This window comes from Anaerobium acetethylicum, assembly GCF_900096945.1.
Lineage (GTDB): Bacteria > Bacillota > Clostridia > Lachnospirales > Lachnospiraceae > Anaerobium > Anaerobium acetethylicum.
In genome coordinates, this window is sequence record NZ_FMKA01000001.1 from 377,667 (window position 1) to 394,769 (window position 17,103).

Below are 17,103 nucleotides of genomic sequence, written 5' to 3' on the forward strand. Positions count from 1 at the left end.
ACCTCCTCTATTACTCGTGTCTTGGGTCAATAATCTTAACAGCATCTGCTACTCTTCCGTACTGACCTTTGGATTTTTCAAAAGCTGTGTTTGCATCGTCGCCTTTTTTGATGAAATCCATCATCTTGCCAAAGCTTACGAACTGGTATCCGATGATTTCATCGTCTGCGTCAAGAGCAACGCCTGTTACATAGCCTTCTGCCATTTCAAGGTAACGAGGTCCTTTTGCAAGTGTTCCGTACATAGTACCAACCTGTGATCTTAAGCCTTTTCCTAAATCTTCAAGACCTGCTCCGATTGGAAGTCCGTCTTCTGAGAAAGCTGACTGAGTTCTTCCGTATACGATCTGTAAGAATAACTCTCTCATTGCAGTGTTGATAGCATCACATACTAAGTCTGTATTTAAAGCTTCAAGGATAGTTCTTCCTGGTAAGATTTCAGAAGCCATCGCTGCTGAATGTGTCATACCTGAACATCCAACTGTTTCAACTAATGCTTCCTGGATAATACCCTCTTTAACGTTAAGTGTTAATTTACAAGTTCCCTGCTGAGGTGCACACCAGCCGATACCGTGTGTTAAACCGGAAATATCTGTTACGTCTTTTGCTTTTACCCATTTTGCTTCTTCTGGGATTGGCGCAGCACCATGGTTAACGCCCTGTGCTACTTTACACATTTGTTCTACTTCATGTGAATAAATCATTTTAAGACTCCTTTCAACTATAACTTGAAATTTTTAATGTGCGGATAGACCACACACTTTGCATGTGTTATTATGTATATATGGTTTTTTGCTAAATTGTTAACACACACTCCTTTGTTATTTTCGCATAATATTGTGGATGTGTCTAGCAATTTTTGTTTTTTTCTAATTACTGATCCCAAAAATCCATTCTAACATTTGAAATACGGAGGAATTCATATGCCAACTACCTATGCTCACTACTCTTTCGGAAAAAAAGTACTGGAAAACCTGAATCCGGAAATCAAAGAGCTCATCACCGGACACCTGCCTCTTTTCTACCTCGGCCTTCATGGACCGGATATCCTTTTCTATTATAATCCGCTGCACGCAAATCCGATTATCCAGGCCGGCGACCGTCTCCATAAGAAAAATGCTGATGAATTTTTCAAAATGGCTCGTTCGATCATCCAGAAATGTCCGGATCCCGATGCCGCCACTTCCTATATTCTTGGTTTTATCTGCCACTTTATGCTTGATAGCGAATGTCATCCATATATCGAAGAAAAAGTTGTATCTACTGGCATTTCCCATGCTGAAATCGAGATGGAATTCGACAGGGCTCTCATTGTGGAAGACGGTCTGAATCCGCTCGCATTCAGACCGACAGGACACCTGAATCCGGACATCGCGAACGCGGAATGCATCTCCTGGTTCTTCAAGGCCATCTCGAAGAAGCAGATTCTTTCTGCACTGAAATCCATGAAGGCTTATCTCAACTTATTGGTTGCACCCGGAATACTGAAAAGGAATTTTATAATCGCAGCTCTCAGAATTACCGGAAACTACGATCATATGATTGGACTTATGGTAAAGCATGAACCCAATCCTGCCTGTGCGGATACCTGCAACACCTTGAAAATCCTAAGTTCTGCTACAGTCTGTCCTACAGTAAAAATGCTCCACGAATACCATTCAAATCTCAACAATTCCGAAAAACTGAGCAGCCGATTCAGCAGGAACTACTTGTAGACTTATACACAGCCGGGACAGATAATACTGGAATTACATAATCTCTCACGATCAGAAGGAGGCTACCATCATGAACAGTTCAAAAGACAGATTGACAAAGCTCGAAAAGTACTGGATTTTATACGACATCGGAAATTCTGCATTTATTATGCTGATATCAACAATCATTCCTATCTATTTCAAAAATATTGCACAGGCCAACGGCGTTTCAGCCTCTGACTCCACTGCATACTGGGGTTATTCCATATCAATCGCCACTGTCATAGTTGCAATCCTCGGACCGATCTGCGGCACCCTGGCCGACACCCGTGGTTATAAGAAGCCCTTATTCGCACTCTTCATGATGCTCGGCGTTCTCGGATGTGCGGCCCTCGCAGTTCCGATGCCGTGGATTGCATTTCTGACAGTTTTTATAATTGCCAAAGTCGGAATATCATCCAGCTTCATATTCTACGATGCCATGCTCCCCGATATTACAACCGACGAACGCATGGACTCCATTTCCTCAATGGGCTATGCATGGGGGTATATCGGAAGCTGTGTGCCTTTTACAATAAGCCTTCTTCTTATACTGAATGCCGGCAGTTTTTCGCTTACCACTTCAACTGCTACCGGAATCGCCTTTATACTCAATGCGCTCTGGTGGTTTTTCGTAAGCCTGCCGCTTCTTAAGAACTATAAACAGACTTATTATGTGGAAGTTGAAAAACATGTCATAAAAAAAAGCTTCCGGCGTCTTGCATCTGTAATCAAGGATATCAAACCCCACAGGGAAATCTTCGCTTTCCTAATTGCCTTTTTCTTCTATATTGATGGCGTCTATACCATTATTGAAATGGCAACCTCGTATGGAAAGGATGTCGGAATCAGCGACAACCAGCTGCTCTATGCCCTGCTGCTTACCCAGGTTGTAGCCTTCCCTTTCGCCCTGCTGTTCGGAAGGCTTTCCAAAAGCTTCAGGACAGAAAAACTGATCAGCATCTGCATAGCAGGCTATTTTGCAATTGCCCTGTTTGCCCTGCAGCTTAACCATGCATGGGAATTCTGGTTTCTGGCCGTATGCGTTGCCATGTTCCAGGGGGCCGTGCAGGCGCTGTCCCGTTCCTATTTTGCCAAGATCATCCCGAAAGAAAAATCGAGTGAATACTTCGGTTTCTTCGACATCTTCGGCAAGGGCGCTTCCTTTGCCGGAACGCTCACAATGGGCATCGCGACACAGGTATTCAACACCTCAAGGGCGGGCGTTGCTGTTATATCCATAATGTTCGTAATCGGATTTATTTTATTCAGGAGAGCTGTAGCCCTTAATACTGCAAGGTCATAAGGGCTTCAAATTTTTTATGGAATTTTTCACTCAGGAAATACTTCATTTACAGCCAGACAAAAAAGAGCGTAAGACTGCCGGACCGGCATGCCTTACGCCCTTTTTTAATTCATAGGAAATTCCTCAAATTTCCTATGAATTAAAACGCTCCGCGAGGATGCGCATGACGCACAAGAAGAATATGTCGCAAAAGCGACTGCGCGTCAGCGCGGGAGTTTCTCAAGCGAAACTCTTTGTTCTATAATTTGCTGCCTACTCTATACTCTCCATTCTCTCAAACAGGACAGATGCCCCCAATGCGGCAATCAGGGTGCCTGCTCCGCTCATTAGGATTGCCAGAACAAATCCAGCTTCCACATTGATCAGCAGCGTGCCAATTACCGCTGCCGCTATGGAAATCCCCATAAAGAACATCTGCAGAAACATTTTTGTAAACCGCTTGAAAAGCATTGGCAGAACTTTGCCAAGAAAGGCCTCCACAAATACAACCAGATAGAGCCTGTTCGCCTGTATAGATACATGAATCAAAATACACAGAAGAATCTGAAAGGCATTCAAGCCTAGAAAAATCCCCGCCGGCACCGCTATCAGACAGCCGTCAACAAATGCCCTGATGTGTTCGACAAGTGTTGCATACCATAATTTCTTCATTGCCGTATCCGGAATCAGATAAGTATATGGATTCATCAGTTCTTTTTCCCACTTCGTCGGATATCCGCTGAATAATACCGCAATATATGCGGACACACCTGGAATCACGAAAATACCGTACAGATCAACATCGTTCCTGGATGCAAAAAAGGCGATCGCGCAGCCCGCACCCAGACAGACAAGACTGAAAGGACTGAAAATGAAAAAACGGTTCTTCTTATACTCGAGCAGCTGCCTGTAAAATATGGCTTTTGCGTAACTTCCTTTGTATACGATATCTGCCTTTCTGTATTTCTTTTTCTTGCCGAACAGAAAAACTGCCTCTCCTTTTCTGGATTTCTCAAGCACATTCGTATAATCCTCTGCAAAACTCATGGCGTCCTCATAATATGCCCCTGTGCATTTCATTTTCCATGCCAGTACGCCTAGTACAAATGCCGTTATGCAGTATAGAACCGTGCATGCAACGTTCAGTGCGGTAGGACCCAGGAGCAGAAGCCTGATAAACGCTATGTTCCATCCTGCAAGCGGTACCATCTGAAGAAAAGGATGATTCAGAAAAAGACTCACTATATTAAAGGAAGCATTTTCGGAATAGAAAAGGTAAAGACCAAACAGAACGAGAATGCCTAAAATTCCAAATACACACCATCTTATGACTTTCGCCGTCTTTTCTCCGTCGCCTTCATTTCCATAAATCAGTACCATCATTGAAGCTTCCAGTACATTTTCCACAGCAAATGCGAGGACAAAATATGCCACCATTATCCAGGCTGAGACATGGAACCAGAAAACCCCTGCAAAAGCAAGCAGCAGACTGAAGACGAATCCCATTATATATTGCCTGATCTGACCGTACAGGAGCACAAGTTTCGGAGCCGCAGGCGATGTAAACACAAACTGGACATCACTGTTTTTGAACACAAGCCCTCTCCTTTTTGCATACGACAGCAGATTCATGGGAACCGTCATCAATGTGAAAAACGACAAGATCACAACCAGTCCTTTCGGGTTATCAAGCCCCATGTCAGTTATCATCTCCGGCATCGCAAAGAGCATACCTGTAAGATAGCAGCCTGCGAGCACCAGATAAATATAAGTGACAGGTTTTTTAAGCGATCTTTTCAGACTGTTTCGGATTGACGCACGGTAGACATAGATTAAGCTCTCCATTGTTCTTCACCGCCCGTAATCCCGAAAAAGAGCTCATCCAGAGCCTTGCCCTTGGCATCCTCTTTCGTATATTCGCCTATGATCGTTCCTTCTTCCATCACAAACATGACATCCCAAAGCTCTTCTACCATTTCAAGCATATGGGTACTTATCAGGACCGTCACTCCGTCCGATTTAAGTTCACCAATCACGTTCTTGAGTTCCTTGATTGCCATTGGATCAAGCCCTACCATCGGCTCATCAAAAAGAATAACCCTTGGCTTGATCAGCAGGGCACAGCATATGCTGACCTTCTGCATCATCCCCTTGGAAAGTTCATTTCCAAGCTTATCCTGCTTGTCCCTGAGTTCAAAACGCTCTAACAGCGCGTCTATCTCTTCTTCCGTGACGTCCAGGGCATATGCCTGTTTCACATAGTTCATATGCTCTCTCACCGTCAGCATCTCAAACATCGCCGGAATTTCCGGCACATAGGCAAAGACCCTTTTTGCATTCACATCTCTGGCCGGCATGCCTTCAATTCTGACGTCACCGGTGAACCTCAGCAGACCGGCGATACTTTTAATGATGGTTGATTTTCCTGCGCCGTTTGGCCCAAGCAGTATCCCGACAGTTCCGTTTTCAAGCGAAAACCCTACATCCTTCACCGCAACAATCTTACCGTATTTTTTTACCAAATTCCTAACTTCAAGCATCTCTTGTCCCCCTTGTCAACGCTTATATAATTGTACTAGTATCCTAATACAATCATATAATTTAGTTAAATATTTGTCAAGAGATGTTTTGTATATATATGGAAACTTTTTTTGTTTATACCTGATCCTATGACTGCTCCGGTCTAAGCTCTGCTGATTTCAGGCTGTACGGAAGCATTTTTTGACACGATCTCGCCTTCTTTTTTGAATATGCTGTTTTTAGGCACGAATCCTCTTACACTGGAAAGCGGATATATATTGCTGTTTCGTCCAACAATAGTACCCGGATTCAGAACGGAATTACATCCCACCTCTACATTATCTCCAAGCATCGCACCGAACTTCTTGAGCTGTGTGCCAATCTGCATATCCTTCATTTTGACTGTTACAAGGGTCTTATCCGACTTTACATTGGAAGTGATTGAGCCTGCTCCCATATGAGCCTTGTATCCCAGAATAGAATCGCCTACATAGTTATAATGCGGGACCTGCACCTTATTGAAAAGCACAACATTCTTCAGCTCAGTCGAATTTCCAACTACCGCACCTTCTCCCACTATTGCATTTCCCCTGATGAATGCGCAATGGCGGATTTCAGCATCTTTTCCTATTATAGCAGGACCATGGATATATGCAGACGGAGCGACTTTTGCTGTTTTTGCTATCCATATATTTTCTTCCCTTACTTCGTATTCTTCAGGACTCAGTGTTGCTCCCAATTCAAGGATGAAACTTCCAATTTCAGGAAGTACCTCCCAGGGATAGCTTTTTCCTTCAAATAATTCCCTGGCGATCGTCTGATCTAAATCAAATAAATTCTGGATTTTCAACTGTTCCATACAATTCTCCCTCTTTCTCTGTTTCCATATTTATGTCAAAACGGTTATTTGTAATTTACCGCCAGACTGTCAAAGCTTTTCAATAGTGCATGCTGATTATTCAGGTTCAGGACCCCATGCGTCCTTCCTCCAACAAATTTTTCCAGTTTTTCCATGTATTCATCAGGAGTTATATCCCCGTCTGCGACATAGGTGAGACCTTTTTCCCAGCTGGCAGTCAGTTCGGGATTCAGCAGCGATCTGACCGAAGCGTTCACCACATCATAAATCATGTCTCCAAGCTGTGTCGGAGATATCATCTGGGTTTTGCTGTTCAGGGAAATGTATTTTATGTTTACAAGCTTTTTCAGGATCTCAGCCCTTGTGGCGCTCGTTCCGATACCGCTTCCCTTGATCTGTGCTCTGAGCTCATCGTCCTCTATCAGCTGTCCCGCATTCTCCATTGCAAGAATCATCGAACCGGAATTATAACGTTTCGGTGGAGATGTCTCTCCCTCCTTGACATACATATCCCTGACCGGAAGTTCCGAACCTTTTTTCAGCGATTTCAGTATATTCATGAAGGCCTCATCGCATTTTGCGTCATCCCCATCCTGATCCTCCGCTTTCTTCTTGTCAAAGGAGTTGCCGGTCACTTTCAGATATCCCTCATCAGCCAGGACCTTAAAATTGGCAAAAAAGCTTTCCCCTTTCACCTTCGTCACGACACTGACTTTCTGATAGACTGCAGCCGGATAGAAGATGCTTAGAAATCTTCTTGCGATCAGCTCGTAAATCTGAGCAGATGTTGGAGAAAGGCTCCTGAGGGCATTCATCCCCTGGCCTGTCGGAATGATCGCATAATGGTCTGTAATCTGTTTGTCGTTGACATATCTGGTCTTCTCGATATTCTTATAATTTCCCGAATCGAGCACCTCGGATGCGAATTCCGATACCAGCGAAAAATTCTTAAGACCGCCTATATTTTTTTGTATTTCCTTCGCTACTGCAGTTGACAGGACCCTTGCATCCGTCCTCGGATAGGTGACCATCTTTTTTTCATACAACTCCTGCACCACTTTCAGTGTCTCATCAGGGCTGATCTTAAACAGCCTCGAGCAGTCATTCTGAAGTTCAGCCAAATTAAAAAGAAGCGGAGGGTTCTTGTTTTCCCTCTTTTTTTCTATCGATTCTATGACTGAAATAACCGGCTGTTCGGAGGTAAGCGTCTGAATGAGCTCCTCCGCCTTTTCTCTTTCCTTGAATCCGTTCTCCTTATAAAGGTCTCTTGATTCAAAATACCTGGAACCGGCTACGGCTTTCCATTCCGCCTCAAACTCCCTGCCTTCACAGTCAAGTCCGGCCAGGACTCTGAAAAACGGAGTCTTGACGAATTCCCTGATTTCTCTCTCTCTTCGGACCACCATACCCAGCACGCATGTCATTACCCTGCCTACCGAAAGTACTGTTCTGTCTGTTTTCAGATATTTCGATATGGTATTTCCGTATTTCAGGGTCAGCAGCCTTGAAAAATTGATCCCCATCAGGTAATCCTCTTTTGCCCTCAGATAAGCCGCTGCCGAAAGGTTATCATATTCCGCAAGATCCTTGGCATTCTCCACGCCCCTTAGTATCTCATCTTCGGTCTGTGAGTCGATCCATACCCTTTTCCTTTTCTTGTTTTTCACACCCGCCATCTGTTCAACAAGACGGTATATGTATTCCCCTTCGCGTCCGGAGTCAGTACAGACATAGATCATATCGACATCCTCGCGGTTCATAAGCCCGCTTACAGTATCGAACTGTTTTTTGACGTTCGGAATCACTTCATATTTAAACTCCTTCGGAAGAAACGGAAGAGTCGACAGACTCCATCTCTTCAGTGAAGGATCATAGGCTTCAGGATAGCTCATGGTGACCAGGTGGCCTACGCACCAGGTCACAATCGCCTGGTCTGCTTCTATATAGCCGTCCCGTCTTCTGGTATCCAGCTTCAGCGCTTTTGCGAATTCCTGTGCAACGCTTGGCTTTTCTGCTATGTATAATGATTTGGACATGTATTACCAACTTTCTTTTTTCTTATGCAGTTCTTTTTCTCTAACCGTTCAGAACCCCAATTCTGAATAGTTACCTTTTTCTTTAACATTCTAACATAAGGCATGGATTTTGAAAAGGGGATGCAGCTCTGCTGCATCCCCTTTTCAAAATACGTATCACTATTTAGGCCTGGCCTTTGCCGGCTAACGATTATGAATCGCAGCCTATTTTACCTGTATATACCCCTGTGCTTTTAATAACTCGGCGATCAATACTGCTCCGCCTGCTGCTCCACGAACTGTGTTGTGTGATAATCCTACGAATTTGTAATCGTAAACGATATCCTCTCTTAATCTTCCAAGGGTTATGCCCATTCCTTTTTCATAATCCCTGTCGAGTTTGGCCTGTGGCCTGTTGTCTTCTTCGAAGTATTTTATGAACTGTTTTGGTGCGCTTGGAAGTTCAAGTTCCTGAGGAAGCCCATTGAATTCAGCCCATGCTTTTAAGATTTCTTCTTTGGAAGGTTTCTTATCGAACGAAACGAATACTGCTGCTGTATGACCGTCTGAAACAGGAACCCTGATGCACTGTGTTGTGATTACAGGAGTGCTTGCTTTTACGATTTCTCCGTCTACAACCTTGCCCCAGATCCTTAACGGTTCCTGTTCGCTCTTTTCTTCTTCTCCACCGATATATGGAATGATATTGTCAACCATTTCAGGCCAATCCTGGAAGTTCTTTCCGGCTCCTGAAATTGCCTGGTATGTAGTTGCAACAACTACCTTTGGTCCGAATTCTTTCAGTGCATGTAATGCAGGTGTATAGCTCTGGATTGAGCAGTTCGGTTTAACCACGATAAATCCTCTTTCAGTGCCAAGGCGTTCCTTCTGTGCCGCAATCACTTCAAGATGTTCAGGATTCAATTCCGGAACAACCATCGGGACATCTTTTGTCCAACGGTGTGCACTGTTGTTTGAAACAACAGGAGTTTCTGTTTTTGCATAAGCTTCTTCGATTGCTTTGATCTCATCTTTTGTCATATCTACTGCGCTGAATACAAAATCTACTCCTGCAGCCACTTCTTCAACATCATTTACATTCTTTACGATTAATCCTTTAACAGCTTCCGGCATTGGAGTAGTCATTTTCCAACGGCTTCCCACTGCTTCTTCATAAGTTTTTCCAGCTGATCTTGGGCTTGCTGCTACCGTAACAACTTCAAACCATGGGTGGTTTTCCAATAATGAAACAAAACGCTGTCCTACCATACCTGTGCCGCCAAGAATACCTACTTTTAATTTCTGATCCATGCTAAAATCTCCTCTTCACATTCTTATATTGATGATACCTGCACACGCAATATCCGGATATTTCCGCTGTGTGTTTTTGTATCGCGTACATTTGTCTTCCTGTTATGTATAATAAACTATCTACATCAAAAAATCAACTTGTTTTTTTATTTTGTACAATTCATCCATCTCTTTTCGTCAGCTCATGCAAATTCTGTCATTATGCACAATTGCAGCCAAGAGTCTTAGTCGGCAGAGCGTTTTCTATCGCATAGGACAATCTGCTTATGAGATAAAAAGAGCCGGCCGGTTGCAAAAGCAACCGGCCGGCTCATCGGAATGGTTCATCCCTGCGTCCGTGATTTAGACACGGAACAGATGCTGATTTTCCGAAAGATATTTTTTATTTACTTCAATTACCTTTTCCATGGCTTCCTTACCAGGTGCACCGATGGTCATACGTTTTTCCACGCATGTTTTCAGACTGATCGCTTCGTAGATATCGTTTTCGAAAACAGGGCTGATCGCCTTGTATTCTTCCAGGCTCATATCATCCAGGGCAATGTTCCTGCCAATGCAGAAAAGAACAAGCTGGCCGACAATGCCGTGGGCATCGCGGAATGGAACACCTTTGTTTACAAGATAATCTGCCGCATCAGTCGCATTTGTGAATCCGTTCTTTGCACTTGCTTCCATTGTCGTCTTATTGAACTTCATGGTAGCTGCCATTCCCGTAAAGAGAGCAAGGCATCCTTTTACCGTATCGATCGCATCAAATGTAAGTTCCTTGTCTTCCTGCATGTCCTTGTTGTATGCCAGCGGAAGCCCTTTCATTGTTGTAAGGATAGACATGAGGGCACCATATACGCGTCCCGTTTTTCCCCTGACAAGTTCTGCAATATCCGGATTCTTCTTCTGAGGCATGATGCTGCTTCCGGTGCTGTATGCATCGTCAAGCTCCACAAAGCCATATTCGTTCGAATTCCAGATGATAATTTCTTCCGAAAATCTGCTAAGGTGCATCATGATTGTGGAAAGGGCTGAAAGCAGCTCTATCACATAGTCCCTGTCTGCAACAGAATCCATGCTGTTCAGGGTAGGCCCGTCAAAGCCGAGAAGTTCTGCAGTATACTCCCTGTCAAGGGGGTAAGTAGTGCCTGCGAGGGCGCCCGAACCGATCGGCGAAACATTCATCCTTCTATATATGTCTGAAAGCCTTGAGCGGTCTCTCTTAAACATTTCAAAATAGGCCCCAAAATGGTGAGCCAGTGTAATAGGCTGGGCCTTCTGCAGATGCGTGAAGCCCGGCATATAGGTTTCTGTATGCTCCTCCATTGTTTTGATCAGCGTATCCAGAAGCTCCTTTAAAAGACTGTCTATTTCAATCACTTCGTCCCTGGTATACAGCTTCATGTCAAGCGCAACCTGGTCATTCCTGCTTCTTCCAGTATGCAGACGTTTACCCGGTTCCCCGATGCGCTCTATCAGAGTCGCCTCCACAAAGCTGTGGATATCCTCATATGTTTCTCCTATCTCAAGCGCGCCGCTCTCTATGTCTGATAAAATACCTTTCAGGCCGGCAACGATGGCCTCTTTGTCTTCATTTGAAAGTATCCCCTGCTTTGCAAGCATTGTTACATGGGCAATACTTCCTTCTATATCCTGTTTATAAAATTTCCTGTCAAAAGAAATTGATGCATTGAAATTGTGTACAAGCTGATTTGTTTCTTTTGTGAAGCGTCCGCCCCAAAGTTTCATATTCAGTTCCCCTTTTCTTCCTGTATTTTTATATAATATCTCTGGTTTTTAATTATAACATCATATTCAAAAAAAGAAAGTCCTTAATTCAAGGACTTTTCTCTTTCCATTTTCGAAAATACGCATCCGCAGTAATCCTGCCTGTACATTCCATACTGCGCTGTCAGCTCAACAGAACGCTTGAATCCGTTCTTTTTCTTGAAATCGGAATAGAGATAGGCAATTCCCGTTTCTTCTGAAATCTTCTTTCCTATCTCGTTCAGCTGATCCGCATTTTTATGAGGGCTGATCGACAGGGTCGTCGTGAAATAATCGAATCCGCCCTCTCTGGCCCTTTTGGCAGTCTCCCTAAGGCGCAGCTCAAAGCATCTGGAGCATCGTTCTCCTCCTTCAGGCTCTTTTTCAAGTCCCCTGGTCTCTGCATAAAACAGGTCGGTATCATAGTCTCCTTCAAGAAATGAAATCTTATGCAGCACATCCAGACGGTCTGCGAATTCCCTCTGTTCAGCCGCTCTTTTCTCATATTCCTCTGGCGGGAAGATGTTCGGGTTATAATAGTACACGGTAATCTCGAAATACGCAGACAGATATTCCAGCACATAACTGCTGCAAGGCGCACAGCAGCTATGAAGCAGCAGTCGCGGTACTTCGCCATTTTTTTCCAGGGCATCCGTGATCTGATCAAGCTCTTTCTGATAATTCCTTTTTGGTATACCGTTCATAATCGTACTCCTTACTATGGTGAAGCTGCAGTATCAAGTTCCGGCTGCTCCTCGGTTCTCGGGAGCATCCGGATTCGGATACCCTTGTACCCGCAGGTTCCAGGGCGCAAAAAAAAGCTTCCGATCGGACTCGAACCGACGATCTGCTCATTACGAGTGAGCCGCTCTACCAACTGAGCCACGGAAGCAAATGTAAAAACATTACAGTCCTATTATACTCGTTTTTCAAAAATTTGCAAGACATTTTTTGGTTTTTTTCCAGTACAAACGTTCACGTATTACTGTTCACGCTGTGACTAGCAGCAAGCTGCTCGATGCACATTCTAAATAGCGCAGTTTTCTGTCATTGCAAGGGTCTTACTGTGCATGAAGAATAACAGAGAGTCTGCCAAGGCAGACTCTCTGTTATTCTTCATCTTCAGTTGTATCTGCTGGCTGATTCTTTTCTTCTGCTATCCTGCTGACATGTACGCTCCTGATCATCTTATTCTCCACAGACATGATATGGAATCTATATCCTTCATGTTCAATTTCAAACACTTCATCTTCTTCCGGAATTCTGTCAATCTTAGATATAAGGAATCCGTTGAGGGTTTCATAGTCCTCGTCTTCGAATTGTAATCCGAGTGCCAGCTCCACCTCTTCAAGAGGCGTGCTTCCTTCCATCATAAATGTTTCGTCAGACTGCTCTATGATATTGCTGTCATCTATGTCATACTCATCCATAATGTTACCCACTATTTCCTCGAGAATATCCTCCATAGCGACAAGCCCGGCTGTCTGGCCATATTCATCCACAACGATCACCATATGCATATTCTGTGACTGCATATTTTTGAACAGAAGGTTAATGTTCCTCGTTTCGGGAATAAAATCAGCTTCCCTTACAAGGCCTTCGATCTCCATGATAGACATGCCCCTCATTTCCGGATGGGAATAGGATTTCATGGCATTCTTCAGGTGCAGTACACCAATGATATTATCAAGATTGCCGTCGTAGACCGGAAATCGGGAATTCCGCTGGTTCAGTATGAAAGCAAGGGCATCATCAAGCGTCATTTCCCCATCAAGGGCAATCATGTTCTTTCTGTGCGTCATGATATCCTTTGCTTCTTTATCAGCAAACTCGATGATATTGTTTATCATCTGCGCTTCGCTTGCCTGCAGCACGCCCTGCTCATGGCCTTCATTTACCATATATATAATTTCTTCTTCGGTCACATCCTCCGCTTCATCAAACGGGCTGATTCCGAAGACGGAAACCACATTTTCTCCGAATTTTACCACCAGCCATATGAAAGGGCTGAAAAGCACGATTATGAAATTCACAGGACTAACCAGAAAATAAGCCAGCTGATTGCATCGCTTGATTCCTATTCTTTTCGGAATCAGCACGCCAAATGCCAGCATGATAAACATGACTGAAAATACAGCCAGCACCAGCGATACCGCATCGCTGACATTCGTATTGATTGCAGGAATCCCCCTGATCATCAGCCCGGCCAGGAAGCCTCTGATCCCTGTGACCGTAAACATACCGGCAGTAATGCCCGTAAGCATGGAGATGGTATGAACTGCTGCTATCAGATAAGAGGGGTTTTCAATGAATCTCAGCAGCCGCAAAGACTTCCTGTCTCCCTCCTGAGCCTTCAGACTGACCTCCATCTCACTTATGCTCTGTGCTGCTGCACCAAACCCAAACATAATCGCATCTAATGCTGTTAAAATAATCAAAAATGTAATACCGTCAACAAGACTCCCGCCTTCTGCCATTAATTCATGCTCCTTTTTTACCGGTTTCAATTTTAAATTCTGTCTAAAAGCCCCTAATTATCAAAATAATCAATGGCCTCAACAATTTTTCCGTTTTTCAAATAAACTCTTGGTATTCGTTTCCCAAGATCACAGACAAATTCATAATTGAACCGGTCTGCCAGATTTCCCATTTCCTCTACACTGATCCTCTGATTTCCATTTACGCCGATCAAAGTCGCCTCATCACCTTCCGAAACACCATCAATATCAGAAACGTCAACCATAAACTGGTCCATACAGACGCGCCCAAGAATCGGTGCCTTTTTACCTCTGATCAGGACCCATCCTTTTGAAGAAAGGCTTCTCGGGTATCCGTCCCCGTAGCCAACAGGTATGGTCGCCACCCGCATGTCTGCAGGAGCTCTGTATGTGGCTCCGTAACTTATCCCTTCACCCTTTTCAACATTCTTGATGTATACTATATGGCTGATCAGCGTCATAGCAGGGGTTAATTTGACCGCTTCCTTCGACACCTCGTCCGAAGGGTACAGTCCGTACATTGCAATGCCCGGACGTACAGCATCGATATTGGCCTCCTGAAGGTCGATACTTCCGGCACTGTTAGAACAGTGCCTTATCTTGAATTTTATGCCTTCCTTTTCAAGATCTCCTAAAAATTCTTTGAATTTTCTCAGCTGTTCAAAAGAAAAAGATTTGTCCAGTTCATCCGCTTTGACGAAATGAGTGAAAATCCCCTCAAGTTCCACATTCGGCAGACTGCTTATCTCCCTGACGATTTCAAAACTTTCTCTGCATGGCTTAATCCCGATCCGGTTCATCCCCGTATCCATTTTGATATGCATGATAACCTTTTTCCCGAGCCTGACGGCCGTTTCAGAAAGGCTTTTCGCCATATCAAGCTTAAACACTGCAGGTCTAATTCCATAGTTCACAATATCTTCATAATGTTCCGGAAACGTAAATCCCAGAATCAGAACAGGCTTTTCGATCCCGTTTCTTCTGAGGCTCAGCGCCTCTTCAACCGTTGCAACAGCAAAACCGAAAACAAAGTCCTGCGGTTCAATAAGCCGGGCAATCGGCAGTGCTCCATGACCGTACGCATCCGTCTTAACGACAGCGATTACCTTTGTTCCGTCTTTTAAATTATTTCTGATTGCAAGCATATTGCCTTCAATCGCATCCAAATCTATCTTTGCACAAACTCTTCTATATTCTTTCATCTTTATTCTTCCTCTGCTGCCGCTTACTTTTTTAAGCATTTTATTTTAAGCTGTCCGGGCCGATTCCAGACACTCATTATCTTACAATATCAGCCAGGCTGTCAATAATATCATGGGCCATCATGGAATACTGTCCTTTGTTTTCTGCGGCTATATCTCCTGCCATTCCATGAATGAGAACTCCTAAAGTGGCAGCCTCAACAATTGTGGTGTTCTGCGAGAGCAGTCCTATGATAATTCCTGTCAGGACGTCTCCCGATCCCCCGGTTGCCATGCCGTTGTTCCCTGTCTGGTTCATATACACTGCACCCGTTCCGTCTGCAACAACCGTCCTGGCATCCTTAAGCACACAGACAACATGGTGCTTCCTAGCAAATTCATCTGCCTCTGCAAGAAGATTCTGGGCAATCCCTTTTATATCTCTTTTCAGAAGCCTGGACATTTCTCCCAGATGGGGAGTCAGTATAATATCCTGTTTATGGTTTTCAAGAAGTTCAATATGCTCTGAAACAAGATTGATTCCGTCTGCATCGATTATTACGGGAACCTTTGCATTTCCCAGCAGTATATTCAGTATCGTCTTAGCTTCGATTCCCTTGCCGATTCCCGGTCCGATTCCTATGACATCTGCCCATCCTATGATCTCTTTAAAAGCTGTAACATCTATATGAAATCTGTCATAGGTCGAAAGTATTGCCTCCGGAAGCATGGTTTGCAGAATCTCTCTGTTCTCGCTTGGCGTATAGATTCTTACCAGACCGGCACCAGTCCTGTATGCGGCCTTGGCTGCCAGGTATGCGGCGCCGCTCATGTTGCATGATCCCGCGATTATGAGGATTTTGCCATAAGTGCCTTTGTTAGAATAAGGCCGTCTGTCGGGTATCCTTTTCAGATCTGATTCATCGTATGTATATACCTTCGGCAGGATGCCTTCAAATCCGAGATCTGTAATCCCAATATCTCTGACCTCGGTCCTGCCGCAATAAACCGCACCAGGATACAGAACCTGACCGAGTTTTTTATAGGCAAATGCAGCAGTAACATCAGCCTTCACTGCTGTCCCCAGAACCTGCCCGGTGTCCGCAGACACTCCGCTCGGAATGTCTGCTGCAAGCACCCTGGCATCCATGCTGTTGATCCGATCAACCGCTTCTGCATAACGGCCGCTGATTTCCGTATTCAGGCCTATGCCAAACAGAGCATCCACAACTGTCGTATATTCCCTGTCAGGAATAGTGTTTTCCACTTCTTTTCCATGATTTTTCAGAAGCGCCATCTGTGTGCCGGCATCTTCTGAAAGCCGGTCTTCATCACCTATGAACGCCACATCAACCTCATATCCTTTTAAAAAAAGAAGTCTTGCAGCTGCAAATCCGTCTCCTCCATTGTTACCGGCCCCGCATACGATCAATATTCTTTTCAGATTGAACTCTCCGTTTTCAAGTTCTTCAACAATGGAAAGTGCTGCCCTTTCCATAAGAACCATCGACGGAACTCCGATTTTTTCAATTGTGGCCTTGTCGCATCTTTTCATTTCGCTGCTGTTTACAAGGTATTTCATATGCTCTCATCCTCTCCAACTGCAAATGCGGAAACCAGTTCCTTTGTGTTTGAAATCGTTACATACATGTTTTTTATATGAAGCTCATCAGCCCTTTTCTTCGCTCCCCCGTACAGGTTCACGTATGGCTTTCCCCTCTCGTCCCGGAGCACCTCAATGTCTTTGGGCCCGAATCCGGAAAAACCTGTGCCAAGTACCTTTGATACGGCTTCTTTGACTGCAAAATTCCCGGCAGACTTTCGTGCATTTCCCTTCATGAACGCAATCTCTTCATACGTAAAATAACGCGCCAAAAAAGCCTCTTTTTTACAGGCTTTTTCAACACGGCCAATTTCAATTAAATCTGTGCCTATTCCCTTTATCAT

Annotated in this window: 14 protein-coding genes and 1 tRNA gene; 2 read left to right on the forward strand and 13 right to left on the reverse strand. The window is 44.3% G+C overall.

Annotation, left to right across the window (positions count from 1 at the left end; all coding sequences use genetic code 11):
• Positions 1–10: 10 nt before the first annotated feature.
• Positions 11–703, reverse strand: coding sequence for an iron-sulfur cluster assembly scaffold protein (locus BJR36_RS01695; protein ID WP_091229187.1), 693 nt, complete (start codon positions 701–703; stop codon positions 11–13).
• 219 nt (positions 704–922) lie between these two features.
• Here BJR36_RS01695 and BJR36_RS01700 point away from each other — a divergent pair, with 219 nt between their 5' ends.
• Positions 923–1,714: a zinc dependent phospholipase C family protein gene (locus tag BJR36_RS01700; RefSeq protein WP_091229190.1), complete on the forward strand. Its 792-nt coding sequence runs from the start codon at positions 923–925 to the stop codon at positions 1,712–1,714.
• 70 nt (positions 1,715–1,784) lie between these two features.
• Positions 1,785–3,038: an MFS transporter gene (locus BJR36_RS01705; protein WP_091229193.1), complete on the forward strand. Its 1,254-nt coding sequence runs from the start codon at positions 1,785–1,787 to the stop codon at positions 3,036–3,038.
• Positions 3,039–3,290: 252 nt separating this feature from the next.
• On the opposite strand, the gene BJR36_RS01710 is transcribed toward BJR36_RS01705, so the two are convergent.
• The 12 genes from BJR36_RS01710 to acpS form a co-directional block, all read right to left on the reverse strand.
• Positions 3,291–4,862, reverse strand: a complete 1,572-nt coding sequence (locus tag BJR36_RS01710) for a putative ABC exporter domain-containing protein (protein ID WP_091229196.1) — start codon at positions 4,860–4,862, stop codon at positions 3,291–3,293.
• Complete coding sequence (locus tag BJR36_RS01715) at positions 4,850–5,557, reverse strand: ABC transporter ATP-binding protein (RefSeq protein ID WP_091229198.1); 708 nt, start codon at positions 5,555–5,557, stop codon at positions 4,850–4,852. Before BJR36_RS01715 ends, BJR36_RS01710 begins: the two co-directional genes overlap by 13 nt.
• Before the next feature lie 143 nt (positions 5,558–5,700).
• A complete protein-coding gene (locus BJR36_RS01720; protein WP_091229200.1) occupies positions 5,701–6,396 on the reverse strand; it encodes an acyltransferase in 696 nt (231 codons plus the stop codon).
• Positions 6,397–6,440: 44 nt separating this feature from the next.
• Complete coding sequence (locus BJR36_RS01725) at positions 6,441–8,432, reverse strand: DNA topoisomerase (RefSeq protein ID WP_091229203.1); 1,992 nt, start codon at positions 8,430–8,432, stop codon at positions 6,441–6,443.
• Positions 8,433–8,636: 204 nt separating this feature from the next.
• Entirely contained in the window at positions 8,637–9,722 is a 1,086-nt protein-coding gene (asd, locus tag BJR36_RS01730; protein WP_091229206.1) for an aspartate-semialdehyde dehydrogenase, read from the reverse strand.
• A gap of 342 nt (positions 9,723–10,064) precedes the next feature.
• On the reverse strand, positions 10,065–11,459 hold the full coding sequence (gene argH, locus BJR36_RS01735) for an argininosuccinate lyase (protein ID WP_091229209.1): 1,395 nt from the start codon (positions 11,457–11,459) through the stop codon (positions 10,065–10,067).
• A gap of 83 nt (positions 11,460–11,542) precedes the next feature.
• Complete coding sequence (locus BJR36_RS01740) at positions 11,543–12,181, reverse strand: epoxyqueuosine reductase QueH (RefSeq protein WP_091229211.1); 639 nt, start codon at positions 12,179–12,181, stop codon at positions 11,543–11,545.
• A 115-nt stretch (positions 12,182–12,296) separates the two neighbouring features.
• Positions 12,297–12,369, reverse strand: a tRNA-Thr gene (locus BJR36_RS01745).
• Between the two features lie 217 nt (positions 12,370–12,586).
• Positions 12,587–13,984, reverse strand: a complete 1,398-nt coding sequence (locus BJR36_RS01750) for a hemolysin family protein (RefSeq protein WP_207648801.1) — start codon at positions 13,982–13,984, stop codon at positions 12,587–12,589.
• Between the two features lie 23 nt (positions 13,985–14,007).
• Positions 14,008–15,216, reverse strand: a complete 1,209-nt coding sequence (gene alr / locus BJR36_RS01755; protein ID WP_330387778.1) for an alanine racemase — start codon at positions 15,214–15,216, stop codon at positions 14,008–14,010.
• A 37-nt stretch (positions 15,217–15,253) separates the two neighbouring features.
• A complete protein-coding gene (locus tag BJR36_RS01760) occupies positions 15,254–16,738 on the reverse strand; it encodes an NAD(P)H-hydrate dehydratase (RefSeq protein ID WP_091229219.1) in 1,485 nt (494 codons plus the stop codon).
• Positions 16,735–17,103, reverse strand: a complete 369-nt coding sequence (acpS, locus tag BJR36_RS01765) for a holo-ACP synthase (protein WP_091229221.1) — start codon at positions 17,101–17,103, stop codon at positions 16,735–16,737. Before acpS ends, BJR36_RS01760 begins: the two co-directional genes overlap by 4 nt.